The sequence below is a fragment of the Parapedobacter defluvii genome (assembly GCF_014642075.1).
GTDB lineage: Bacteria > Bacteroidota > Bacteroidia > Sphingobacteriales > Sphingobacteriaceae > Parapedobacter > Parapedobacter defluvii.
Genome location: NZ_BMIK01000019.1, coordinates 1 through 25,021 on the forward strand (window position 1 = coordinate 1; position 25,021 = coordinate 25,021).

Annotated in this window: 24 protein-coding genes and 1 pseudogene; 9 read left to right on the forward strand and 16 right to left on the reverse strand. The window is 42.3% G+C overall.

The window, feature by feature from the left end; translation table 11 throughout:
• Positions 1–228: 228 nt before the first annotated feature.
• Complete coding sequence (locus IEX60_RS19745) at positions 229–633, forward strand: ATP-binding protein (protein WP_188753137.1); 405 nt, start codon at positions 229–231, stop codon at positions 631–633.
• 451 nt (positions 634–1,084) lie between these two features.
• Here IEX60_RS19745 and IEX60_RS19750 read toward each other — a convergent pair.
• The 3 genes and pseudogenes from IEX60_RS19750 to IEX60_RS19760 form a co-directional block, all read right to left on the reverse strand.
• A pseudogene (locus IEX60_RS19750) lies at positions 1,085–1,450 on the reverse strand (KilA-N domain-containing protein); the annotation flags it as partial.
• 33 nt (positions 1,451–1,483) lie between these two features.
• On the reverse strand, positions 1,484–2,446 hold the full coding sequence (locus IEX60_RS19755; RefSeq protein ID WP_188753138.1) for a TolB family protein: 963 nt from the start codon (positions 2,444–2,446) through the stop codon (positions 1,484–1,486).
• On the reverse strand, positions 2,443–2,607 hold the full coding sequence (locus IEX60_RS19760; RefSeq protein ID WP_188753139.1) for a hypothetical protein: 165 nt from the start codon (positions 2,605–2,607) through the stop codon (positions 2,443–2,445). Before IEX60_RS19760 ends, IEX60_RS19755 begins: the two co-directional genes overlap by 4 nt.
• A gap of 242 nt (positions 2,608–2,849) precedes the next feature.
• Here IEX60_RS19760 and IEX60_RS19765 point away from each other — a divergent pair, with 242 nt between their 5' ends.
• Both IEX60_RS19765 and IEX60_RS19770 read left to right on the forward strand, forming a co-directional pair.
• A complete protein-coding gene (locus IEX60_RS19765) occupies positions 2,850–3,065 on the forward strand; it encodes a hypothetical protein (RefSeq protein ID WP_188753140.1) in 216 nt (71 codons plus the stop codon).
• Positions 3,066–3,233: 168 nt separating this feature from the next.
• A complete protein-coding gene (locus IEX60_RS19770; protein ID WP_229717665.1) occupies positions 3,234–4,187 on the forward strand; it encodes a S41 family peptidase in 954 nt (317 codons plus the stop codon).
• 505 nt (positions 4,188–4,692) lie between these two features.
• Here the strand turns inward: IEX60_RS19770 and IEX60_RS19775 are convergent.
• Positions 4,693–4,830 carry an NUDIX hydrolase gene (locus IEX60_RS19775; protein ID WP_188753142.1) on the reverse strand — a complete coding sequence of 46 codons (138 nt, stop codon included), beginning with the start codon at positions 4,828–4,830 and terminating at the stop codon, positions 4,693–4,695.
• A 69-nt stretch (positions 4,831–4,899) separates the two neighbouring features.
• Between IEX60_RS19775 and IEX60_RS19780 the strand changes: the two genes are divergently transcribed.
• Together IEX60_RS19780 and IEX60_RS19785 are read left to right on the forward strand one after the other, a co-directional pair.
• The gene (locus IEX60_RS19780) at positions 4,900–5,673 is read left to right on the forward strand and encodes a caspase family protein (protein WP_188753143.1); all 774 of its coding nucleotides are present in this window, start codon (positions 4,900–4,902) and stop codon (positions 5,671–5,673) included.
• A gap of 2 nt (positions 5,674–5,675) precedes the next feature.
• A complete protein-coding gene (locus tag IEX60_RS19785; protein ID WP_188753144.1) occupies positions 5,676–6,791 on the forward strand; it encodes a lipid A-modifier LpxR family protein in 1,116 nt (371 codons plus the stop codon).
• 164 nt (positions 6,792–6,955) lie between these two features.
• Here the strand turns inward: IEX60_RS19785 and IEX60_RS19790 are convergent, their stop codons facing one another.
• The 3 genes from IEX60_RS19790 to IEX60_RS25005 form a co-directional block, all read right to left on the reverse strand.
• Complete coding sequence (locus tag IEX60_RS19790; RefSeq protein ID WP_188753145.1) at positions 6,956–7,579, reverse strand: histidine phosphatase family protein; 624 nt, start codon at positions 7,577–7,579, stop codon at positions 6,956–6,958.
• Positions 7,580–8,201: 622 nt separating this feature from the next.
• The gene (locus IEX60_RS19795) at positions 8,202–8,636 is read right to left on the reverse strand and encodes a hypothetical protein (protein WP_188753146.1); all 435 of its coding nucleotides are present in this window, start codon (positions 8,634–8,636) and stop codon (positions 8,202–8,204) included.
• A gap of 45 nt (positions 8,637–8,681) precedes the next feature.
• On the reverse strand, positions 8,682–8,807 hold the full coding sequence (locus tag IEX60_RS25005; RefSeq protein ID WP_262892335.1) for a hypothetical protein: 126 nt from the start codon (positions 8,805–8,807) through the stop codon (positions 8,682–8,684).
• Between the two features lie 753 nt (positions 8,808–9,560).
• Here IEX60_RS25005 and IEX60_RS19805 point away from each other — a divergent pair.
• Entirely contained in the window at positions 9,561–9,887 is a 327-nt protein-coding gene (locus tag IEX60_RS19805) for a hypothetical protein (RefSeq protein WP_188753148.1), read from the forward strand.
• Positions 9,888–10,126: 239 nt separating this feature from the next.
• Here the strand turns inward: IEX60_RS19805 and IEX60_RS19810 are convergent, their stop codons facing one another.
• The 4 genes from IEX60_RS19810 to IEX60_RS19825 form a co-directional block, all read right to left on the reverse strand.
• Positions 10,127–10,321: a hypothetical protein gene (locus IEX60_RS19810; RefSeq protein WP_188753149.1), complete on the reverse strand. Its 195-nt coding sequence runs from the start codon at positions 10,319–10,321 to the stop codon at positions 10,127–10,129.
• 27 nt (positions 10,322–10,348) lie between these two features.
• Positions 10,349–11,194, reverse strand: coding sequence for a DNA damage-inducible protein D (gene dinD, locus IEX60_RS19815; RefSeq protein ID WP_188753150.1), 846 nt, complete (start codon positions 11,192–11,194; stop codon positions 10,349–10,351).
• Positions 11,195–11,298: 104 nt separating this feature from the next.
• Positions 11,299–14,436: a DEAD/DEAH box helicase gene (locus tag IEX60_RS19820; RefSeq protein ID WP_188753151.1), complete on the reverse strand. Its 3,138-nt coding sequence runs from the start codon at positions 14,434–14,436 to the stop codon at positions 11,299–11,301.
• Complete coding sequence (locus tag IEX60_RS19825) at positions 14,427–14,819, reverse strand: (deoxy)nucleoside triphosphate pyrophosphohydrolase (protein ID WP_188753152.1); 393 nt, start codon at positions 14,817–14,819, stop codon at positions 14,427–14,429. Before IEX60_RS19825 ends, IEX60_RS19820 begins: the two co-directional genes overlap by 10 nt.
• Before the next feature lie 53 nt (positions 14,820–14,872).
• Here IEX60_RS19825 and IEX60_RS19830 point away from each other — a divergent pair, with 53 nt between their 5' ends.
• Positions 14,873–15,217, forward strand: a complete 345-nt coding sequence (locus IEX60_RS19830) for a hypothetical protein (protein WP_188753153.1) — start codon at positions 14,873–14,875, stop codon at positions 15,215–15,217.
• Positions 15,218–15,368: 151 nt separating this feature from the next.
• On the opposite strand, the gene IEX60_RS19835 is transcribed toward IEX60_RS19830, so the two are convergent.
• Entirely contained in the window at positions 15,369–16,484 is a 1,116-nt protein-coding gene (locus IEX60_RS19835; protein WP_188753154.1) for a Fic family protein, read from the reverse strand.
• A 196-nt stretch (positions 16,485–16,680) separates the two neighbouring features.
• Here IEX60_RS19835 and IEX60_RS25200 point away from each other — a divergent pair, with 196 nt between their 5' ends.
• Positions 16,681–16,971, forward strand: a complete 291-nt coding sequence (locus IEX60_RS25200) for a 5'-nucleotidase (RefSeq protein ID WP_373285069.1) — start codon at positions 16,681–16,683, stop codon at positions 16,969–16,971.
• An 83-nt stretch (positions 16,972–17,054) separates the two neighbouring features.
• Positions 17,055–18,215, forward strand: coding sequence for a cysteine desulfurase family protein (locus tag IEX60_RS19845; RefSeq protein WP_188753155.1), 1,161 nt, complete (start codon positions 17,055–17,057; stop codon positions 18,213–18,215).
• Here the strand turns inward: IEX60_RS19845 and IEX60_RS19850 are convergent.
• The 4 genes from IEX60_RS19850 to IEX60_RS19865 all read right to left on the reverse strand — a co-directional run bounded on the left by IEX60_RS19850 (position 18,202) and on the right by IEX60_RS19865 (position 25,007).
• On the reverse strand, positions 18,202–18,606 hold the full coding sequence (locus tag IEX60_RS19850) for a DndE family protein (protein WP_188753156.1): 405 nt from the start codon (positions 18,604–18,606) through the stop codon (positions 18,202–18,204). The two genes, IEX60_RS19845 and IEX60_RS19850, sit on opposite strands and share 14 nt — an antisense overlap.
• Positions 18,599–20,683 (reverse strand): DNA sulfur modification protein DndD, encoded by a 2,085-nt coding sequence (gene dndD, locus IEX60_RS19855; RefSeq protein ID WP_188753157.1) that lies wholly within the window; start codon positions 20,681–20,683, stop codon positions 18,599–18,601. The genes IEX60_RS19850 and dndD overlap by 8 nt, the downstream gene beginning before the upstream one ends.
• Positions 20,684–20,685: 2 nt before the next feature.
• On the reverse strand, positions 20,686–22,029 hold the full coding sequence (gene dndC / locus IEX60_RS19860) for a DNA phosphorothioation system sulfurtransferase DndC (RefSeq protein WP_188753158.1): 1,344 nt from the start codon (positions 22,027–22,029) through the stop codon (positions 20,686–20,688).
• 83 nt (positions 22,030–22,112) lie between these two features.
• Positions 22,113–25,007 (reverse strand): HNH endonuclease, encoded by a 2,895-nt coding sequence (locus tag IEX60_RS19865; protein ID WP_188753159.1) that lies wholly within the window; start codon positions 25,005–25,007, stop codon positions 22,113–22,115.
• Between the last annotated feature and the right edge of the window lie 14 nt (positions 25,008–25,021).

Sequence of the window (25,021 nt, forward strand, 5' to 3'; positions counted from 1 at the left end):
TGATTCATGATAACCTTCGCTTTTTTACCGCAAAGGTGTGTTATTCACCCGGGGCATGCCCCGGGTGAATAACACCGAAGCAGACTGAAATCATTCTGCACTAGTTGTTGCCGAAGTTGTGTAGGTATTGTTGCCGATTATTGTGTACCCTTATTTGCCAAAAGTTGTGTATTCTTATTTACCGATTACAGATTATTCCGGAGCCGCCCCGATTCAAATCTCATCTCCATGCCGTATAATCCCGATATTGCCAATGCATTTTTCCGGATGGGATATGTTGAAGCGTGGGGGCGCGGTTTCACGAAGATGATCGATCAGTGCCGTGAGGCAGGGCTTCCCGACCCACAGTACGAATATAGAACCTCTGGTGTTTGGGCTGTATTCAGAAAGGATATCTATCATGAAGCGTATTTGAAGGAGCTCGGATTGAACGAGAGACAGATAAAAGCACTTTTGTATTTTAAGGATAAAGGAGAAATCGTCAACGCTGAGTATGTAAAGCTAAACCCTGTTTCGGAGCGAATAGCTCGCTATGATCTGACAGATTTGGTTAGTAAAAAAATGCTGGTCAAAATAGGAGAACGAAAAGCGACAAAGTACATTTATTCCGATAAATTGCCGATAAAGGATTAATATTGCCGATAACTCGCTATTGATAGGGTTGAGAGCTTACCCCACCGGGCGAAAATGTTCGGACGTTTTCTGCTCCTTTCCCCGGAACATAGGTCAACTCTACAGTCAGTTTAGCGAGGAAGATATTCGAGAAAGGCTGACCGGAGAAGACCTTTCAAAATCGGGTGCTGTTTCCTTAAAACGGGTTGTAGATACGGCCAAAATTTATTACAAAAATCCCGATATTCTCGAACAAAGCATTAAGGACATTCTTGGAGAATAACCAATGGCAAACCGATACACCTTAACCGACCTCCCAAATCTTACGACCAAACTGCTTCACTAATTACCCCACCGCCATTTTCGCCAAAGCATTCCATCGGCTTCTCCCCTTCGTACTTCACAAACCGTGCATCACCCAAGAATACATAGTACTGCGGGTTCTCTTTTGATCTTTATAAAAAAACAACACTCAAAAAACACATTCTTTCAGCCGTTGGAATTCTTTGATAACATAAAGTTTGAACTCAATCGATATCCATGAAACAAATTCAAAAGCTATGTCCTTATGTGCCAAAGTTCCTCCATACCGGCCTGGCTTTGACTTTATACCGATGGCATTTGTCGCATCTATCCACCGTTTTGGTGTAAGAACGAAACTGTTTAGTCCTGCTTGCTTTCTAAACCCGTCGAATTCGACGGGTTTAAAATCCGAATTATTTAAAATTTCCCAAAAACTTAGAAGTTCGATTGTATTTCTATTCCTTAACCAGTTTCTGATAATGTCATCCGTATGTTCGGAATCTTTATATCTAGCCAAATCGGTCAGCGATATATAGTCGTTGGTTTTATTGAGATTCTGGGCTTTAGGCTATCGCCAGACGAAATCGCCAACGATAGTCATACCAAGCCCGCTGGAATTTGATGCTCCTTTTTCAACTGGATGAATTACCCGTTTATCTTCTCCGGGATACACCTTGTAAACCTGGCCATCTGCGGGTATCAGACAGAGGTGGAATGCATTTTCAGAGCTGCCAGGTATTTCCGGTGACCTGGCGTTGGCTGCTATAGCAATAAATTTGCTGTCGGGAGAGAAGCTGGGCATAATCTCCTTCTGGCTGCTCTCGGTTATGGCATGAAAATCGCTGCCATCACTGTTCATCAGCCAGATATGGTTGCCTGCGGGGATCGCGATCTTTTTACCATCCGGACTTGCCGTGGCTTCACCTTTCCAGTCTGAAAATGGGATATCGCGTACTTTTGTTGCCCTGGAAAAATCAGGCGAAGTACGCCACAGGCCGCCATCTTTCTTGAAGAGGATGGCGCCGGATGGTTCCCAGGCTATTGGATCCAAATACTCAAAATCATGACTTACCCCATATCCGGAGATATTTTTCAATACCCTGCCATCCATGTCCAGAATGACCAGTCCCTCGTCAAGTGTAGGACTCAAGGCAAGCAATTTACCATCCGGCGACAGATAAGGTAAACCGCCGCGATAGCCATCCGGCTCATAGTTTATCTCGCGGATCGTAGCGCCGTTTGCCACATCAAAGATAATATACCGGGTATCGTAGCTTGCCGGTTCTTCTTTTTTTACACCTGTTTTCCCATTCCAGCTAATATCCCAACCGGCATGGGGCCAGGGCGGTAATACGTCCGTAAGCTCTCCATTGCTAAGGTTGAGCTTTCTGATCCCCTGAAGACCTTGCTTATTGAAAATATAGCCCGTTCCATAGCCTTTGCCCCCTTCGTTCGGTTCGGGATCGTTATTCTTGCTGCAGGCACTTAAAAGTAGGCCAATCGCAGTTCCGATGCAGAATAGTTTCTTCATGACAATATTTTTAACTTGTTTTCTCGCAGGAAACGCTGCTGTACAGCATCAGAATCCTGTTGCAGCAACTTGCTGTCAGTTGCCTTTCTTGAAATGTCCAGATGGTTGACCACCTGGTTATATACAGCGCCGATCTGCTCTTTTGTGGGATTGCTTGCCATACCGTTTCCAATCCGCCACATAGCTAACATATACCCTGTAAATACATCTGCATAGTCATGCTCAGGATCGAGTCCGACAACAAAAAAATCTTTCCTATATCTATGTTTTTTTAACGTTTATTTTCTGATGCTATTATCCCTATGACCAAAATTATTTCCAATTTAGCCATGAGGCAATACTCCCAAAGGAGTATTTTTTAATTGCTTTTGCAGAGCCTCTGCATAGTCAGTCTTCTTTTAATATGGACAGCATAAGACTGGAGGCCGATGCCGATCTGGTAGGACATTTCCTGGAAAATTGGAAACTGCTCGTCGCCACTCCGCATCAAGCGGATTTTACGCAACCCTTTTATTACCTGCAAAGCGATAAGGCCGATGGCGAACCTTTTTGGCACCTAACCGGGCTTTACTATCAATGCACACATCGAAAGTGTGAACACGCTGGCCGAGGTACTTGATCCATGGAGAAGGTCAAAGACATAACATGCAAAAATTTTAACACGTCTTGAAAACGTGTTAAAGAAACTAAAAAACGTTAACATGTTTTTTTCATATGTTAAAGAATCCCTTCTTTTTAACCAAATTGTAGGGGGGGAATTTCATTACACTAAGTTGTTATTGTTGTAATGGGTTCTACCGATTGGGCAGGCGGGACCCCTTCCGAAAACACTGCCGCTGACACTTCCGCATCCAATGAAGATGGCATGTACAGGAATATTGCACGACATCTCCTCTCAACCAATGCCCCAATTCTGAAACTGAAAATTGATCGGAACGGGCAGGCTAAATTTATTGAGAGTCCAACCTATCCAAATGGTACCATCGTAACCCAACCCTCCGGAAACGACAGCGTATTTAGACAATTGTCAAATACAATAGGCTATGTTAATCATGGGTTACTTAAGAAATCAGATTTACCTCTATTGCGTGAGCAGATAAATGGATGTAAGGGGTTAATTATCGACATGCGGACACCTCCAAAAGCAACAATCGGTCTTGGATTTGCACATTACCTATTAGATACCGGTAAACCCTTCATTAAATTCACCCATTCAAGCCTAAGCGAAGCCGGTACCTTCCGGTATACACCCAATTCGTTGGTTGGCCTGGAAAATTCCGAATATTTCCGTGGCCCAGTTGTAATCCTTGTCAATGAGTCCACACAAAGTAGTGCTGAATTTTACACTATGGCGTACCAACAGGCCCCGTATGCATGGACAATTGGCTCGCAAACCGCTGGAGCTGACGGCAACATTGCAATGATACAATTGCCATTTGACTATAAAGTTTTGATTTCCAGTTTAGGTATCTATTATCCAGACGGCAGTGAAACCCAACAGGTGGGGATCCGGATTGACCAGGAAGTGAGACCCACGCTGAAAGGCATTCGTGAAGGAAGAGATGAACAATTGGAAAAAGCGGTCGAATACATCAACAAATCTGAATTTTCAAAGCCAACACAATTGTCCAAGAATGACCGCTTATACAAGTTTATAATACCCTTTGTAATTATTTGCTTTGGTATTATTGCGAAATATTCCCGCCGAAATTATGGGCGAAAGCGCTTAAGGAAATATTAACTAACTCTATCAAGAAGGTTCTGCGGTCACAAATTCCACCATGCCTAATGTCCGCGTACAAATTCTTCCGGTTCACGCGGCATATCTGCCATTTCACGTAAGCCCAAAACCCATTCGTTATCTCAATCCATCTCTTTGGTAATAAGAGAAAAGCTGTTTGATCCCGACTGATTTTTTAATTCCATCGAATTCGATGGAATTAAAATTTGGACTATTGAATAATTCCCAAAGACCAATAAATTCAATCGTACTCCGATTCCTCATCCAGTTCTGCATAGATTTCTTATTTGATCAAATAACATCTAAACCACAATCCTTTGTTATCAGCTACTCTCCTTATTATTAATGATAGTTTATCCCCTACAATCAAATAACCATCAAATAAAAATAAACAACTTGGCTGATTCATCTTTATCTATTTCAGATTCGCTTATGTAGTATTTACGATCATCCAATGCTGCTAAGCGGCTACGAAGCATGGTCGTAATGAGTTGTTCGTATATCCCTAGTTCCATAAGGTATCGGCTTTCAGTTGTTCAACAATGGGTACATCGACAGGTGCCCAATCATATTGGTTCAAGTCATCCACAGTTACCCACTTGGCGTCTGCATGTTCTTCGGTGCTTACCCTTATAGAATACATTCTAGCAACCTACTAAAATACCTACTTATGGGTATTGCATACTGATAATAAAAGCTTTACCTTTATTCTATGAGATTATCAACCTATAACAACTACGCACTCTTCATTATCGTTGATCATGGCAATCCTGGGGCCAGGAAGGACCTCGAATATATGACCACCTTACTCAACTGGGTCGATCTTCCAATTGTTGAATCTAGAGTATTACAGCATCACCATTCAACAGCATCGGCTGTATTAGACTTATTGGATTATTTCAGCCACAAACTATTGGCTGGTGATAGACTTTACATCTATTTCACCGGCCACGGGATCAGACAGCACGACGGGAGCGGAGATGAAACCGACGACCAAAAGGACGAGGTCATCATACTTGAAGACGGCACCACAGTTACGGATGACGAGCTTTTTCTTCAATTCTGTAATTTCGCACCAGGCACCGAAATCATTTTCATTGCTGACTGCTGCAACTCCGGGAGCCTTTACAGGATAGCTCCTTACAAGTCCGAAATATTTGGCCGCACTAATGTATTTATGCACCGTGATGAGTTTGCGAATTTGCGTACTGAAATCATCTACTTGGGAGCGGCCTACGACGGTGGTCGATCAACTACCGGAAAAAAAGGATCTAGATTTACGCGAGCCCTGTTCAAAACGTTCCAAAGTTACCCTCAAATCCCCTTTTATGCAGGTTTCGAGCTCGTAAAGAAAGAAGTCAAACTCCTTCAACATCCAACTTACGCCGAAATCAGCCGTTTGGGAAAATGCGAGCAAATCAAAAATTGCCTTACAATAAGGCGCGAATTCAGGGAGCATCCCGCCTTCCCTCATTTTTCAAAATAAGTATGAGTACACGACTATTTCTTTTAGTACTTTGTCTATCAATTGCTATTGGCAAGGCTGTTGGCCAAGGTCACAGTATTACCGGTTATACAGATGAAGATCTTAATCCAATATTACTTTTTAACGACGCCAGCGATCAAAATTACACCATGGGTTTAGGCTTTGGTTTCGCATCGCCTTGGTTAAACGAGAGTTTAGTGTTACGCCCCCTCCAGCTTCTCAACCGGAAAATACTAGGGTGTAAATTTATGACTAATGAGCACACTTACGATTACTCGTCATCACTTAGTTTAAATGGAACCGCTTTCACGCCAGATGACCTCCGCGCCACGGCACCAGTGGTCGGTGATAGACCTTACGCTTTTCTTCTCGTCCTATCTACAAAAACAGCTTATTTAAAAAGTGATCAAAACTTGTTTGTTTTCGGCGAATTAAATGTAGGGGCACTGGGACTACAGCTTGGCAAGCACGTCCAAACGTGGATACATGAAGGCATGAACGATGGGGATACTAAACCGCCTTACACACCGCGCGGCTGGAACCTACAGGTAGCCAACGGCTTTTCACCAGCACTTCTATACAGCCTAGGATTCGAAAAACTATTATTTCCCAAACATACACTGCCGGGAAACCGCTCCTATTTTGATCTCAAATACGGTGGACAAGCAATGGCAGGTTATTACACCGGTATTCAGGGATCCATAGCTTTACGAGCTGGCCTACTTGACAGGCGCAGTTGGACACGCAGTTTCAACCCGCTTGGCAGTATGAATAAAGGTGGCGCTGCTGAAAAATCTGTTACGCCCCTGTCCAATGATCGTGCAAAGTTTGAACTTTATGCCTTTGCTTCCGTCAGGCCTACGGTTATGCTCTATAACACAATGCTCCACGGCAGTTTTTGGCGAAAGTCGGCTTACACACTGAACTTCGAAGATACTCAACCATTTTTTCTTGAATGGAGCGCGGGGATAAACACCCTTATTCCCCTCAACCCGAAAGACAAATATCGATCTATCGATTTAAGTTGGGTCGTAAATGCAGGCCGTACCAGCGAATTGCGTACAAGTTACGGACGGTCGCATCTATGGGGCGCCATTCTTCTCGGTTATAACTTTTGAAATACCATACAATAAATATTGTACATTTGTATTGAACCAGTGAAAATCCGAATGGGTCGTAGCTGGTGGTTTATAAGATATTGGCCGCTTCATTTACTTGAGGGGGGTCTGTATTAAGCGAGCCCCATGAAAGATTTCCATTCCGAAACTTATTGTGGGTTGACTTACCAAGATTTGATATACGAGGTATCACTCAATCTTTTGATAATCCTTTTTCCTGCGTTTGTTTGGTGTAAAAATGAAACACCTCCACTTACACCGTACAAGTCAATTCTATTCAATATTTCAGCCTCTAAACCCAACCACATTACATTAAATAGGCTCAATGTATCTCCGTGTGAAACAATAATGATATTTTCTTCATCATTGCTGATGATTTCGCCGTAGAAAGGTAATAGTCTTTGCCAAACATCATATCTGGATTCTGCATCGTTAAAACATTTATCGTAAATTGTCTTTTCCTCATTTTCGATGTTTTCTTTTAGCCATTGCACTGACTTTCCGTTGGCTTTACCCAAACTCCTTTCTTTTAAAGCACCTGTTATCCGAGGTTGTATGTCCAGTTTTTCTCCAATGATTCCGGCAGTTTGCTTTGCTCTTTTAAGAGGTGATGAGAAGAGCGAAAATGCACTGTTTTTAATCTCCAATTGCAAATTATAGGCTATATTTTCTGCGTACTCAATTCCTTTTTCTGTTAGTTCCCAGTCTGTCCATGAACCAATCATTCCGTTGGTATGATGAATAGATTCGGGATGTTGGATTGTAATTATATTTTTCTGTACGGTCATTTTGTTTTACGGTTTCTATGCAAAGTCGTTTCTGTAATATCTTTCCAAAACGCTCACTTAGATTTTTAGCCGTTTCGCCCACCACCTGACATGAGAAAATACTCCCAACGGTCCTTTTTTCTTTTTAGCCATGTTTAAGATTGAATAACAAATGTATCGTTTTTTATAATTAATCTCCTATTTCTTATCTTTAAGTTCCCTAATCCCTAAAGATATTTCACTACCTTTAGGCAACGGTTATGATTATTGCCTAAAGACCACAATCATGTTTGAAAATACATTAATTATCGGTATCACCACACGGCCAAACTCTGCATAGTCGTATTTCAGCAGATTTTTGGACACTTAAAAGTAAGTTTGTAATTTGCACTGGCGAGACCATTTATAAAAAGAGCCAAACAGCTTCGGCCAATCCAACCGTTGCAATAGCAATAAATAAAACGTTAATTAAATAATAGCTGCGTATGGAACAATTTGATACGTATGATGGAAGCATCAGCGTTTTTGATCACAATCTCAAAAGCGTCTTCATCACGGAGGTACAGTTCTTTATGGAATTGATCCGCAAAAGAACGCGACTGTCGAGGACCTTAAAGAATTGAATCCCTTCATTTGTTACTCGTCAATATTCCTTATAAATTTCGCCATCCAATTTAAATTCGCCCAGTTCCACCAACTTTTCCATGCGCGCCATGCCTTCGGCCCAAGCTTGGTCTCTTGTTTCAGCCAAGAAATAGCAGAACAGCCGCTCAGGCTCTCCATCTATTTCGATTATTTCATGCTCATTTTTGATCGCTTTGTCGCAGTCGGCGGGGTTGGAGATGACAGACAACATTGCCATCCCACTCTTATACAAAATCGCGCAGTATGGGTTACGCTTCTTATCTCCCTGAAATTGGGGGTTTAATACCATTTCCCGGATTTGAAGTTCATCTACGCGATCCTTGAAACGATTCAAAAATTCATCCACCCGTTCTTTGGAGTCAAATACACCATAGATATCGGTGGTGTCCATGTAGTCTGGCGAATAAACAATATAGACAGTTTTGGTCTCCATAATTATAATTTAATTAGTGAAATAACTAACTTCTATCATTCGTATCTATTCTTTCCCTCCCTTAACCCCTTTCTTTCTCGCTATTTCGCGATGGTAAGCCAGGTGTTTATCCATTAACACGCCGAAGCCCTTATACCGTTGGTCTACTTGCGCAATAGGGATATCCGGCATCGTCTTAAGAAAATTGTAAAGTCTTTATGCTCAGAATCTTTATATCTAGCCAAATCGGTCAGCGATATATAATCGTCGGTTTCATGTTGTAAAATAGTTATCTCCGTCCCTTTTACTTCCAGTTTTTTGTTTTTTGCCATGGGTAGGTTGTTGTTTGGTTATATGCAAAGATACATCTTGCAAAGTTCAAAGCAAATATTTTTAGTAAATCTCGCTTTCGTACCTTTACTCTGTTTTTCCCACAAATGTATCTTTTAACCTCCTGTAAATGCAAAATCTTTGACCAACCTCCCACCTCGCTGCCAAAAGACTACCGAAAAACCACACTTCCTTCCCACTTTCTTCCACTTTGGCAAATTACTGCCTACGGAACGCTCAACTATTGTGTCGAACCCCCGGTTTTCCTGTGTCGAATACCACCATTCGGAATGAAAAGTTAAGCAACTTTACTATCTTTACGATCGAGCAGACAAACCAATCCCTATTATGAAACAACGAGAAGCAGATTCAAAACCACACACGTTCTACACCTACGCTGACCAACCGACTACGTGCCCCAAATGCGAAAATCGCACATGGCACACCTGCTTGTCCATAAGTTGTAGTTATTCCATTATCCAGGTTGCCGATGAATAATGCGAAGTCAGCAGATTTTTGGATAATTAAAAGCAAGATTGTAATTTGCAGCCTCCACCAGTCCAACCGTTACAACAGCAATAAATCATAAAACGCTAACTACATAACAGCTTGAATATGGACCAATTTGACGGAGATGAATTAATAACCATAAACCTAAGGAAATACGAATATCTGCTTGAATGCAGGAAAAAGGTAGCGAAGTTCGACTTTGTCATCCGTTTGCTGGAAATGGATGACGATAAACTTGCTAAAAAAATATCGGAGTTCGACGTTACCGAGCATCGCGCCAATGTCCTTAAAGATTCCGGTATAGTCACCGTTCGGGATTTGAAACACTTTATAATTAACAACTATCCCACTGACGTTGATATCTCATCGGTGACTTTTCGTGGGTTTGGCTCCACCGGCTCGAAAAAGTTTTTATATAGCGTTCTAAAATAAGCGAAAGGTGTGAACACGGGAACTTACCAACATGGGCTATTGCAATACCGCCAATCCCAAGCACTTCTTACCACATCATCCCAGAAAAAACCATGCTGGGTATTTCAGCGGTTTCAGCCAGCGGGCCGAAGGATTTAATGCAAGTCCCGCGCTGTTTCCTGAAAACAACATCAATGGATTTCCGGGAGTTCGTTGAAAAAGAGTTTCTGCCGGCAGACTCGTCCGCACTACAGTTCCGTCTATACCGGTGCTGTAACGATTGAAGCTACCAAGCTTCGCACTTTGAATACCTTGCAGATTGTGTCAAACGGATCAAACGCTTCATCCGGCACTCGGTTTCGCAACGATGCCAATCGGGGGTTATCCGGGTCAAAATCAAGCAACTCAGTGGAGACTAAATGATCAGCAGGCGTGTTGAAAAGTTTGGTCGTCATGGTTGTCAGATAATAGGCTGGTTTAAATTAAGGTTTTTTCCCTTTAACCTTTTTAATCTCTTTTCCTTTTTCCAGTTTTTTGATGCTATCTGCGGTTGGGAGGTCTTCGGGCATCGTACCTCCCAATTCCTTTATCGTTTTGCGGACGGTTTTGCCCACTTCATAGTGCGTCTGGTTGGCAGCGGTCTTCCCTTTGATATTTTCCCGCCGCAACTTCTCCTCCGTCTGTGTGGCGCGGAAAAGATTTGCCGCCAGCTCGGTGCTGCCCATATGGTCCAAAATTTGTTGACTTTTCTTAAGCCCTTTCCGTGTATGGATCGCTTTGGCGTCTAACCCACCGTACAACCCTTTGTAACCATGGTTTTGGAATATCGCATAATCCACCGGTTCTACCACACCAGCATTTTTTGCGGCTGCAGCAAGCTGAGTATTGTGTCTGCTTAATTCGTTGCGTAGGAATAATCGCTTTTCTTCTTCCGTTGCGAGCCTATTGTAGGCCTCCATCTGTTGGATTTCCTGTATGCGCGTCTGTACCGCAAAGTAGGTTTGCCCCAGTGCAACCACTTCTTTGCCTGGGTCTGCATTTTGGACAATGAGGTAGCAAGCATAGCGGGAGAGCTTTACGTTTTCGACTTTCCGTTTGGCTCCTTTACCTAATTCGATCATTTCGAGGATATCCTCGAAATGATCGGCAATCTGCTGGCCACTATTCCGACAGGCTTCTTTTGCTCTATTAATTGCTGGAATAAAGTGCCGATATTCTGAATATTCCAGTACCTTGGCTAAATCCCGGGCACTCCAAAACTCATTTCCATCAGTATCAATCTGTTTAATCTGTTCGAAAATACTTTGCGCTTGTAATTGTTTTGCCATGAGTAGGTTGTTGTTTGGTTATTGGCAAAGGTACATATTATCGAACAAAAAGCAAATATTTTTAGCAAAAGTTTTTTCTCTTTTGAAACCACCATCCAGACACACTACCCCACCGCCATCTTCGCCGAAGCATTCCATAGGTAACTTGGAATAGGCTCGCGAAGTTCCCACGTGATGGACATCGGCTTCTCCCCTTCGTACTTCACAAACCGGGCATCGCCCAAGAATACATAGCCAAGTGTATTACCCCATTCGTCGCGTTTGGTTTCCCGTACGAAGAGCAAGATATTTTTATTCAATTTCTCCTGGTTGATGTAAGACAATCCCTTATCCGAGTCTGCCCGCGTCCTGTTTTGCGACTGCCAATGGAAGAGCACATCGTTTATAGCATAGTCATCATACAACGTCGTAGGCGAGTAATCCTCTTCTGACTTTTGCAGGTCGATGAAAAGCAGCTCCGTATTGAGTCCCTTATTTTCGGCTACCCCTTCCCTATTGGTCGATTTCTTATCTACCGTACTTAATCCAAATGCAGCCAATATCTGGTCGCGCGTGTATCTCGCGTGCAACTTCAACGGTTGTTCATAGCCCAGCGTAGTAATATCCATTTCCCTGAAGTCGAGGCCATCTAAGCGGTATCGTAAATACGCAATCAATTCTTTTACCAACAACTTATTGGCACCAATTGCCTCAATGCTTTCCAACAATCCCACACCCGTCGGTTCGGGATAAAAATCATAATACAACATCAACAACATGGCTCGCTCGCTTTCGGTAAACTCGCGCTTCTGCATAGCAAACCCACGCTCGGCCAGTTCCAATACAAACGAAAAATAAGCATCCGATGCTGTGCCAGACCATTTATTTCTGATCATTGCGAGGTATAATTTCCCGTTGTGATCGTCCCACGCCGAAATTACTCCCGCCTCATAGCAAAGGCGGGACCACAAGTCGCGCGCATATACTGCGCGAACGTCCATACTATACATATAGAGAAAATTCGCCAATGTAAGTGGTAAGTTCGTGTGGTGACGGAAAGCCTGTATCTTGGCTATCAAGTTCCGCCTCGAAAGGTTTGTTGCCTGCCTGATGTTCGCCAAAATTGTTTCCTTGGCTACCTTCTCTAATACAATGGCGCAGCCCAGCGGCAGATGCGGAAAGTCATCTTGAATTTCCTTCTGCACCGTTGTATTCGTCTTGCCGATCAACGCCCGAAACTTCGACTCAAAGTCATATTCCGGCCGTGCATTGCCCACAAAGTCCAATACCGTCAATACATCTTTCCCATCCCACAAGCGAAGGCCACGCCCCAACTGCTGCAAAAACACCGTCAAGCTCTCCGTAGGGCGGAGGAATAAAACCGTATCCACTTCCGGTATATCTACGCCCTCGTTAAAAATATCCACAATAAAGAGGTAATTAATCTCCTTCGTACGTAGCTTACGTTGGATGTCTCCACGCACTTCGCGCGAAGAGTCGCTCGTCAAATACGCAGCTTTCAAGCCCGCCTCATTAAACGAGTTGCACATAAATGCCGCGTGTTCTTTACTCACACAAAACCCCAACGCTATTACGTCATGCATATCGCGTGTGTATTGCTCCAAACTCGCGATGATTGCCCCCACGCGCGACTTATTTTTGATATACAGCCCGGTTAGCTCTTGTGTTGCATAACGGCCCTTATCCCACCGCACATGCGTAAGATCTACCTGGTCTGCTATCGCGAAGTAGTGAAACGGCGTCAGCAATTTATTATTCAGTGCTTCCGGCAATCGAATTTCCGCTGCTATATGATTACAAAAATTAGGGAGAATCGATTGCCCGTCCATCCGTTCCGGCGTGGCGGTCAGTCCGAGCAATATGTTGGGCGTAAAGAAATCGATCACCCGCTTGTAGCTCGCCGCCTCCACGTGGTGTACTTCATCAAACACGATGTAGTCGTAATAGGCAGGAGCCATATCTTCGTATGGTAGCCGACTATTCAAGGTTTGCACCGAAGCAAACACATGCCGCCTATCCGTGGGTTCCTCGCCATCCACCCACAGCTCGCCAAAGTTCTGGTCACGCAAGATGTTACGAAATGTATTCCGTGCATGCATCAATATTTCCTTCCGGTGGGCGGTAAACAAAAACGTCGCATTCGGAAGCACCTGTCGATACCGCTTAAAATCAAATGCAGAAATGATTGTTTTGCCCGTACCCGTAGCCGCCACCACCAAGTTCCGAAACCGCCCATGGCGCGACCGCTCCACATCCAATTTTTCCAGCACCTCTTGTTGGTAATGGTAAGGCTTGATGTCAAAAAAGCTAATCGCATTGTCTCCGCTTTTAGCGGCACCACTTTGCTTTAATGCGCGCGCCAATCGCTCATGTGACGCTTCCGGATCATAAATTTCAAACTCCGCACTTTGCCAATACGTTTCAAACGTCTTTTGAAACTTATCAATCACATGCGGAATTTCTCGCGTAGTTACTTTCACATTCCACTCTAAGCCATCGGTCAGCGCCGAGCGCGAGAAATTAGACGATCCAATATACCCGGTATGAAAACCTGTGTTTCGATAAAACAAATACGCTTTGGCGTGTAAGCGTTCATTTGCTGTATTGTACGAGACCTTTACCGTCGTATTTGGCAGTCCTGCCAATTCCCTTATCGCTTTCGCGTCGGTAGCCCCCATGTATGTGGTAGTGAGTATTCGCAACTGCCCTCCTCGCGCCGTAAGGTCCCGGAAAGCCTCGCGCAATATCACCACCGCTTTCCATTTGATAAACGACACCAATAGGTCTACGCGGTCTGCCGAAGCAATTTCCTTCTTTAACTCGCTATCCAACGCTAGCCCCACATTGCCTCCCGTAAACAGCTCACTATGTGTAAGGCGGGTATAGGGCATAATTTCCTTCAGCCGCAAGTCCAAATTCGGGTAGTGGCTATTCAGCCGATCAAACACCGCTTTCAATACCTGGCCAGAAGCATCAACCAAATCTTGCTCATGTTCATATTTGTCTATCTCTGCCTTGAGCAGTAAGACAATTTGGTTAGCAATTTCTATCTGCTTCGTTACGTCCGCTTTAATCATCGTCAGCGCCCGTTGTATCGCCCATGAAAGGTGTTGGGCAAGTAGCCGGGCCGACTCCTCTTTATCGATCTCCGTTTCGCTGATGTAGTACTTCCGATCATCCAATACTGCTAAGCGGCTGCGTAGCATGGTGGTAATGAGTTGTTCGTATATCCCTAGTTCCATAAGGCATCGGCTTTCAGTTGTTCAACAATGGGCACATCGGCAGGTGCCCAGTCGTATTGGTCCAAGTCATCCACAGTTACCCACCTAGCGTCTGCATGCTCTTCTAGCACCAATTCTCCATCTACCACATTGGCGATAAAGGGAACCAGTCGAATCCGGAAAGTCGGATAATCGTGTTCCACCGGTTCAAGCCGTTTCACCACTTCGATATCCAAATGCAACTCTTCCTTAATCTCACGCACAATGGTTGCTTTTTCATCCTCGCCTGGTTCCACTTTCCCTCCCGGAAACTCCCATTTCAGCGGCAGGTTCATCGTGCTGCTACGCTGGCAAATTAATATTTTGCGTTCACGGATGATGATTGCACAGGTCACGATGAGCATGGGAAGCGTTTTGTTTGGCTAAAGGTACAATCTTTCCATTATCTTTACAATCTGTGACAGACACATTAAAATCATATCTCCACGCCCTTACCCACCTCAAACGGGGAGGCACCCGATATGGAATCGCCCCGCATAAACCCGTGTTGGTGCTTACGCTTATGGAATTGGTGGAGAAAGGTATCATTATAGACAATCGCCTCGAGGCCAATGCCGATCTGGTTGGACATTTTCTGGAAAATTGGCAACTGCTCGTCGCCACTCCGCATCAAGCGGATTTTACGCAACCCTTTTATTACCTGCAAAGCGATAAGGCCGATGGCGAACCTTTTTGGCACCTAACCGGGCTTTACTATCAATGCACACATCGAAAGTGTGAACACGCTGGCCGAGGTACTTGATCCATGGAGAAGGTCAAAGACATAACATGCAAAAATTTTAACACGTCTTGAAAACGTGTTAAAGAAACCAAAAAACGTTAACATGTTTCTTTCATATGTTAAAGAATCCCTTCTTTTTAACCACATTGTAGGGGGGGGCAATTTCATTAGGCTAAGTTGTTATTGTTGTAATGGGTTCTACCGATTGGGCAGGCGGGACCCCTTCCGAAAACAAATTATACAACGGGTCATTTATATAAAAATTACTTTTGCCAATTTTGATTTTTACAAGCAAGCCTGCTTCTGCCAATTTGTTTAGATAAGTGGCTGCTGTTTGTCGCGTCACTTTAATGTCTTGTTCCAAGAACTCAATTTTGGTATAAGGATGCTTGAATAAGTTGTTCAACAAATCCTGGCTATAGATTTTCGGAAACTCAGACCGTATTCGGTTTTTATACGCCTGCATCAATCTTTTGATGCCGTCTATCAAGTGAAGCGTTTGCTTCGATGTCTCTTCTACCCCTTTTAGTATAAATATAATCCAAGGTTCCCAATCGCCATCCTCCCGTACCTGTTGAAGCAAGCGATAATAATCCCCTTTATACTGGATGATATAACGGCTGAGATAGAGTATAGGCAAAGTCAACAAATCCTCTTTCACAAGATAAAGAATATTGATAATTCTTCCCGTTCTACCATTACCATCGTAAAAAGGATGTATCGTCTCAAAACGATGGTGGATGATTGCCATTTTGATCAATGCATCAATGCCGCTCATTTCTTCATCGTTCATGAAATGTACCAAGTTATCCATGAGCTTTTGAATGGTGGGATGGTCTTGGGGAGGTGTATAAACCACTTCGCCCGTTCTTTCATTCTTCAATACGGTACCCGCATTACGTCGGTAACCCGCGTCATTGTTCTCCAATGTACGCTGGATGTTTTGGATATGGACTTGTGTTATAAGCTTATTTTTTCTTACCTCTTGAAAACCATGCTTTAATGCTTGTGCATATCGATGTACTTCTTTCGCTGCGGCATCGTTGAAAAAGCTCTCAAATAATTCTGCTTTGTAAACCTCATCATGGGTGGTTATAATGTTTTCTATGGCTGAGCTTTCTTTAGCTTCCTGCAGGGCTAATGTATTTATTAGAATATTTTCGTTAGGAATGGTGGCACATCGCCCATTTAAAAGGGCGAGGTAACGATGAGCCGCAGCTAATTGCTTTAAAACCATTTTGGTTTCAACATCAGTATTTGGAGGCAACAAGGGTATATTAAATCTCATAATCCACAGTTTGATTTAATACAGTCAAATGTAAATCATAATATCCTGTTTTGAAAATAAACACTAAAAATATTATCAAACACATTGCGAGTCATCTATCTCAATCTGATAAGTTGGCTTCCGCAAAGGTGGCTTTTTCCAACCGAGGCATGCCCCGGTTGGAAACCTGATCCCTGAAATTATTCTGCACTTCTATTTGCCGATTACACCTGCCCATTTCCGAGTCCTCAATACATTAAGGCATTGGGATGTTTATATAGATGCCATTTTCTTCTTAGGAGGTATTTCAAAAGATCAGGTACTCGAAGCCTTTAAAGCACAAATATTTTTTGACGACCAAGACACCCATCTAAAGCCGGCGTCTATTTTAGTCCCATCGGGGAAAGTTCCCTACCGAAGCAACTCCCAGCTACAGCTTATTGATCTAAAAACTTTAACTCTGAAGCGAGTAGACGCCCTTAAAGCGCTAAAAGGAAAAAAGAAATAATGTTCCTACATTTGTATTGATAAATCATTATTTAATATTGATATATCAATTATTTGAGTCTAACACGGAAGTTATTTTTCGATATGCTAAATGATGTCCTCTATCTCGACTACGCTGCCACCACTCCAACCGATTCGAGGGTAGTAGATGCCATGCTGCCTTATTTTACGACCAAATTCGGCAATCCAGCCAGCCGCACGCATGATTATGGCAATGAAGCCAAAGAGGCTGTTAAAAATGCACGCGAACAAATAGCTGATCTGATCGGGGCAAAGCAGCCTGAGGAAGTTATTTTTACTTCTGGAGCTACTGAAGCCATCAACCTTGCTATCAAAGGTATCTACGAGAACTATCAAGACAAAGGCAACCACATCATCACCACAAAGACCGAACACAAAGCGGTGCTTGATACCTGCGCCTACCTCGAAAAACAAGGAGCCAAAATCACGTATCTACCGGTTGACCAAGATGGTCTTATCAACTTAAATGAGTTGGAGGCTTCCATCACGCCTGAAACGGTATTGATTTCGGTCATCTACGTCAATAATGAAACAGGCGTTGTCCAACCCATAAAAGATATTGCCGCAATCGCTGCCAAGCACGATGTATTTTTCATGACAGATGCCACCCAAGCGTTGGGTAAGGTTCCGATTGATGTCAATATTGATGGAATAGACCTTTTAACCTGTTCGGCCCACAAAATCTATGGCCCTAACGGTGTCGGCGCGCTATATGTCAAAAGTAAATTCCCTCGAATTAAAGTTGCTCCGCAAATCCATGGCGGCGGGCATGAAAACGGCTTCCGATCTGGCACCCTAAATACACCTGCTATCGTGGGCTTTGGACAGGCCGCGGCTATAGCTAAACAAGTCCTTACCGAAGAATCTTCCCGCTTAGCGGCATTACGAGAAAGCATTAAAGAGAAGCTATCCTCATTCCCCAACTGTGTCTTTCATGCTGAAAAAGTACCCAAAGCACCCCATGTCATTAGCTTTTACTTTAAGGGATTGGATGCCGAAGCAATGATTATCCAGTTACGGGAAAAGTTGGCGCTGTCAAACGGTTCCGCCTGTACGTCAAAGGAAGTCTTACCCTCCCATGTTATCATGGCTATGAATCATGACGAAGACATTGCTTACTGTACCCTTCGATTGAGCATTGGCCGTTTTACACCTAATGATGCCGCAGAAAAGATTTATCAAGCTTTTGATGTAGCACTCAAGGAAATGGCTAATTTTGTTTAACAGAAAAGGTCTCTGCCTCCGATAAACCCTGTTCAATACAACGCATTACAAAATCCATCCCGTCGTTATTCGCATAAGGCTCCATTTCTTGCAGTCCATGGTCGATGTGCAACTTCACGTATTTAGGAATATCCTTATCGTTGCTTGCTATCCCATATAATTCGCATAACATTGCCATATAGATGTCGATATGGTTGCCAAATAGCACTTTGGCCGAATAGGTCTTTCCCTGCCCCTCTTTGACACTTTTCAAGTCCAATTGCTTACCCTTCGCAAGCGAGTAAGCGAAAGCTAATCTTGCAATCACGTTTTCTGCCCCCAACCCCAACTTATTGGTGAGGTGAGTGATGACTATCTTATTCTCCGGAGAAGTCGTAATCGTGTTAAACATGTTGCCGTTTTAGATCATAATCTTCCATATACGCATATAGTTGTCCATTATCAATGGGCACCAATTTGGATGAATCCAACTCCGGCCGATGCTCGATAAGATGACAGCTTTTCACATAGGGCTCGATGATTTTATATTCAATGGCAGATATTTCTTTATTCAACAGCGGTAAAATCACCACCTGCTTTGATACATTGGGATAAAACTCCGTGAGGATATTTTCCGCATGTGCCCTATCCAGCTTTTGCATCGGGCTATCAATAAATACCGGAAATTCAATTTTTGATTCTTTTACTAACGCTTGGAAGATGGCTGTGGCATACAATTGCTTTTCGCCCATGGACAAATCTTCCTTATTAATTTTATCACCGTTTTCACCAATCAAGTCAATCTCGATAATTTCCTCCTCGATACTGATAGAGACCAGCTTTACGAAGTGCTTTTTATGCATGAGGGAGTTGAGTCCTCTACGGATAGACTCCTCCAAAAGATGCCGCTTTTCCAGTTGGATTTTTTTAATAAATTCATCCAGCTCTCCGATCAGACGTGTGGCTACTTCATCTTTCTCCCGAAGATCCGCATTGATATCCAATTTCTTTTGAAACTCCGACAGCACCTTTTTTCGGTTATTCAATTCATTTTGTAACACGCCTTCTCCCATCAACACCTGTTCTTGGTCCTTCTTTATATTTTTCAGGGTATTAAATAGGGCTTCCGCTTTTACTTTATAATCTTTTATGGTTGCATCATTCCCCTTTGATTTCGCGTGGTTCAATAAGCGCGTTACCTCATTCAGCTCATAGCGGCATCGCTTTATTTCTTGGGTGAGACGTTTGAATTCATCTTTATACGATTGGCGCAATTGCTTCGCTATGGCCATCAATTCATTGTAGCTATCCTTACCCAAAAACAGCCGTTCGTCCAATTGCCAATCATTGGCTTGACGTTGCCAAAGATGCAGTTTTTTGAGTACTGGAGCGAAAGACGATTCGGCCGCCTTTCTATTAAGATTTTGAGGAAAACCGTCGAGGATAGTTTCTATTTGTTGAGTCAGTTTGCTGATTTCTTGAGCAGATACCACATTTGCATCACGCTGTTGTTGCTCAGCTTCGGCTTGTGCTACCGCCTTGAAGAAAAGACCACCCGCGATTGCAAAAGGAGCCAAATCCAACAATCCTTTCAAATGCGTTTTCAATTGATCACTTGTAGCACTTAGTACTTTGCGCTTCTCATCAAGCTGCGCTATCTCTTCAATACTTAGCGTATTACCTGCGCGTAATAGGTTCGTTTGTATAGCAAGGAGTCTCTTTTGTGTTTCTTCCAGCTTTTGATCTATTTGATGTTTAGCGGTTCGTTGGTAAGTCAACTCATGTTCCAGTTTCCCAATTTCGTCTTCCAACTGCTCAATACGTTCCAAATCAGTCTCAGAAGCCGACTCCTTCTGATATTTCGCTTGGAGTATTGTCAGGTTGTTTCGAAGATCAACGTATTTTTTTATTCCAAGCACCTCCGCGTAAGCACGCCCTAATTGCCGCTTTTGTTCGAGGCTTTGATTTTCAGCCAGCGCGGTGATCTTCTCCGCATCAAAAAAGAAAAACTTGGCGATCTCCTTAGGCAAGATGAAATCCTGAATAAAGATTTCATATCCCACATCCATCACCAGTTCGTTCTTATTGCCATCGATGAAAATTTCCAGATGATCCGTTTGGTTACCCAATTTATACGAACGCTTTACCAACACTTCGTTGGCCATGATGCCCGGAATCTCCATGTTAGCAAATACAACAGACACACTGTATTCGGTTTCCATGTCTGTTGCCGCCGAGCGGTTCATGCAACTTTCCAAAAACTTGGGATATCCGCCCGCCTCTCGTATCCGTCGTCTGAACGTTTCATCCACTTCTTGCATCTGGTTTCCATATAAACACCAAACGAGTGAAGTCAAAAACGTCGTCTTGCCATATCCATTATAGCCGCTGATGATGTGCACATTACGTACACCATCCTGTTCAAAGGACACTTCGTTTACCCCCTTGTATACACGGAAATTATCGAGCGCTATCCGCTTGATTAGCATGGTCAGTAATTGTCAAGTTTCGTAAATGTAGGCCGCACATATTCTTGGAGAATGTTCTCCAAATCACTTTGCAAGCCCATTTTCTTTAACAAAAGGCCTTTGTTCTTTTGCGCATTGAGCAACCGTTGGATGAGTTGAACGTCTTCCGAATTTTCAGCACATACAGTATTGAGCAGTTCTTTTTCACGGTCTATTTCCAGAGCCGTTTGCCCAAACTCCACGCTTTCGCCAAACACCTCTTTGTACGCATCACTCACCGTATGTTCGTAAATATGGTCACGGTTCCATACGATCTGAATAGCCGAAAGTTCTTGCAGGGTAATCAATTGGTTATTGGGGTCCGCTTTTGAAGCAGCCTTTTGGGCTTCCAATACCATTTTCAATATCTTATATCGATACTTAGGCCAATAAGGGCCGATCCCTTCCGCTTTATTTCGCCGTATGGGCATACGGTATTTTTCCGCACTGTAATTTTCATCCAGGCGATCGATGGTTTCATAAAGAAAATCACGCACACGCACTAATGGTACCATCCAATCTTCGCCATTGTCGATCAAGGCCTCCATGGAGCGGTCGCGTTTTACCACGGTACAAACCCAGCAACCAAAACGGGAATTACCACAGCTTGGCGTTTGAGTATCCATTACAATAGGACAATCGCCGCCACTTCCGTTTAAATAAAGCGTGCGAAGCTCATGATTCCGGTCGCCTGTCCAGGGGTTCTTATTGGATTCTAAATATGCCCATACTTCGCTCGTGGTCATGTCCTTAATTGGTGCATAAGCTTTGGCATTGGGCAGCGGGTGATTCCGTAGGCGCTCGCCTTTGACTTCATGCTTTTTTATAGATGCAGCCCGAGCGCTACTCTCATCAGACCGAGTACCGATCAGGATAATCACCTCCCCATAGTCCGCTATTTTTTCTTTTATATAGTGTGTAGTAGGCGATATTTTAAGTCGTTCGGTACACCAGCGGAACATGTTGTTTGGAGCGGGATACCCGCGTCCAATCAGATTAACCCAAAAACTGTCATCCAAACGAGGCACTGTATGATGAACATAAATTGGCAGCTCTTTATCGAGGGCTCTATTTCGGATAGCCTCTAATTGTTTGTTCACAAATTTCAACACACGTGGATTCTCCACAAGTGTATTGTTGCAAATCACAAACACATCGCGCTTTTTTTGTTCAATCGGCGTAAGTCCAACTAATGCTTCCCACACCAACATCAATAATGTCGTGGAATCCTTACCGCCACTAAACGCCACAATCCAAGGCCTACGTCCGTCATCTTCAAGATATTGTTCTTGAATTTCCGATATTAGTGCTTGTTTATTGAATGCCATGGCAAGACTTTTTCACGAAAATACAAAGAATAGAAGAGAAAGTATGGCTTTAAGTTAGGGTATAATTTTCCACTACTCACATATTATGGATCAAATTCATCATATTCATCTGCTTGCAACATACCCACAGCTAACATAAATTCTTTGGTTTCATTGTAAAGAGTAATAGGCATTGCCCCATCCGTAATCCCATTATGTTCTAACCAATATGCTAACCATCTATATGGCTTAAAGTTTTCATGTTCATAAGATAAACCTTTTAAGAAACACAATATGTTTAAATCTCTTATCTCCTCCTCACTAATCGTGTTTTCTTTTAAAACTTTTCCCACAATCTCAGCAATCATAATAAAAGTAAGGGGATAAGCAGCCCAGTTCGGAATAAATTTTTTGAAATTTGTAGCCCAGTCATGCAAAATGTGACCGTCATCATGGAAGCTGGCTAACTGTATAATGTAAAAGAGCTTATTTATAATTTCGATGGGTAGATTTCCCCCAACATCTTTATCTTTTTTCTCGTTTTGCTTGAATAGGATTTTTATCTCCGCCTCAATATCTTGTAAGCCCTCACTTAACAATTCTTTGGTCAAAAAGCTAAAATCAAGCTCTGGATGTGTAACTCTTAATCTTCCTAATTCAGACAGTGAATTTCCTATGTATTGTTGTTGTCCCAGTTCTACGAACCCTTCAAGAGCTTCCCTATAAAATTTAATGGCAGACTTATAATCTCCGATACCGCTATAACAGTTGCCTAAATGGTGGGAATTGCAATACATGTTTGCGTAATCCTTCATTCCTTTCTGAATCTCGTATCCTTTCAAATAATACGGTAATGCTTTGTTCTCGTCATGTAAATTCCTTTCATAAGTGCGGCCTATTTCACTGAATAACACCGCCATATTTCCATTTGCTGAACTATGGCTCTTTAATTGCTTTCTTTCAAAAGTTAATTTCTCTTCAACTTTTATCTCATTTTCGCATAACTTGATACCTTCTTTAAACTTCGAAATCGCGGCATTAGGATCTCCATCTCTTAATAATTCACCTTCTATTTGACGAACCACAGCGAATTTTCTGTTAGCTTTTGATTCGCAGTTTAGCATCTGTTGCAGGACTTTTTTGGTTTCCTCAACATTATATAGTCTCCAGTTCAGGACTGCAACCTGAGCCAAATCTTCTATGGCAAAATCATATTCATCTAACTCAATATGGGCCCTTGCCCCTTGCTTATTTACATAGATGCCGTAGTGAAAATATCCACGTGTAAAGAAAAATTTATATAGACCAGTAGATAAACCAGTAATAATTCTTAGATAATCTTTAGAATTTGAATACTTCTTACAGTCTTTACAATACGCGGAATGTACGCATTCTTGTATGGCCATTAGGTAATTCGGCAACTCTATCTCGTATCTCGCAATAACGTATTCCATTTCATCGGACAGTAAGAAATTACTGTATAACGCTATTGCCTCCATCATTAAATTAGTATAAGCTTCAATTTTTATCTGGTGAAATACACTTTTCGATTCTTCAATTGTCTTACCTCTTACAAAGAGCCTGATTGGGTTGAGTGTATGGGCTCTTTCAAATCCTATAAGATCTTCTTTGATATATATGAAGTTAAATTGCTTTAATGTTGAAAGTGCAAGATTTAAAGTGAATTCATTAGGAAAAAATTGTTGTTGGCCTTTAGTCAATATTTCTAAGAAAGGAATTTTACTTCCAGCTGGAAAATGCGTTAAATACCTCAGCAACCATTTTTGATTAGTTTCCAGATTTTCATATGCGGCTAAAAGACATATTTGTAATGAAGTCTGTCTGTTTTGCTGTTTATATTTAGGATTTTGGATGATTTTTGCGCCAGCATGTTCTATTGCGTTTGATACTTTTGCTGGGCTTACCATGAACTGTAGTAATCCAGATATTATTGTAATTGTTAAGGGATGTCCATCAGCGAACTTTATTAGCTTTCTTATAGAATTATCTCTTATATCTACAGATGGGACGTGCTTTTGGATTATCTCTATGCTTTCGTTCTGGCTTACATTTGTCAATGTAAGCACGCTTGCTGCCATTTCAACATCTAAAAAATTTATTTGGCTTGTTATAATTAATTTAGTTTCTTTCGTGTGCGTATAAAGACTTTTTAAGAAACTGACAGTATTATCTTGTTCTTTATGCCACAATATCTCGAAACCATCTAATACCAAGACAGTCTTTTCCCGATCTAATGTAGTGGCTAAATCGTCTAAATTTGAAACACCTAATCTTTTACCAAGCTCATATTTTAAATCTGTTAATGTGCCATATTGATCCAAATCTATCCATACGACCTCTATTTGATTGTTTTTGATGAACTGCAATAAAAATTGAGTTTTACCAATTCCGCCTATTCCTTCGATTAATGTAAAACGGTTCTGATTAAATAAAGAATGTAATTTCTCTAATTCGGAACTTCGACCGGTGAAGTTTTTTGTCGGATTAGGTAATGTAGAAAAGCTCTGATCTTTAAAGCTGATATCTGCTAAGATATCGGCTTTAATCCTTTTGATTTTTTCATTCTTTATTTTTAGGATTTCCTCTCTTGAAATTATGCCATCGTCATATTTAATATGACAGTCTGTGCAAAGTCGAATTAAGTTATGAGGATGATGAGATAAAGACTCTCGCCATGGGATAATATGTGCATTGTCTAATCGGTGACCACTACCGCAACGAACACATTTTCCTCCGCTTTCTACTTTGAGGTATTCTTTGATGAAAGAGGGGATTTCTGGCTTTTCGGTACTACTTAAAGACCAGGCTTCTTTTAAAAACAAATTCCAAGCATTCAGTTCCTCCCTTTTGAAAAAGTTGTTCTCTCTATTTACATTTACGGGCAATGTTTTACCTTTTACGCCTGTTTTTACAAATGCGTATAAAAGTTCCTTAGTTATTCCAAGAAATAACGCTGCCTCGTTTTCGCTGACGAACATCACCTAAAAATATT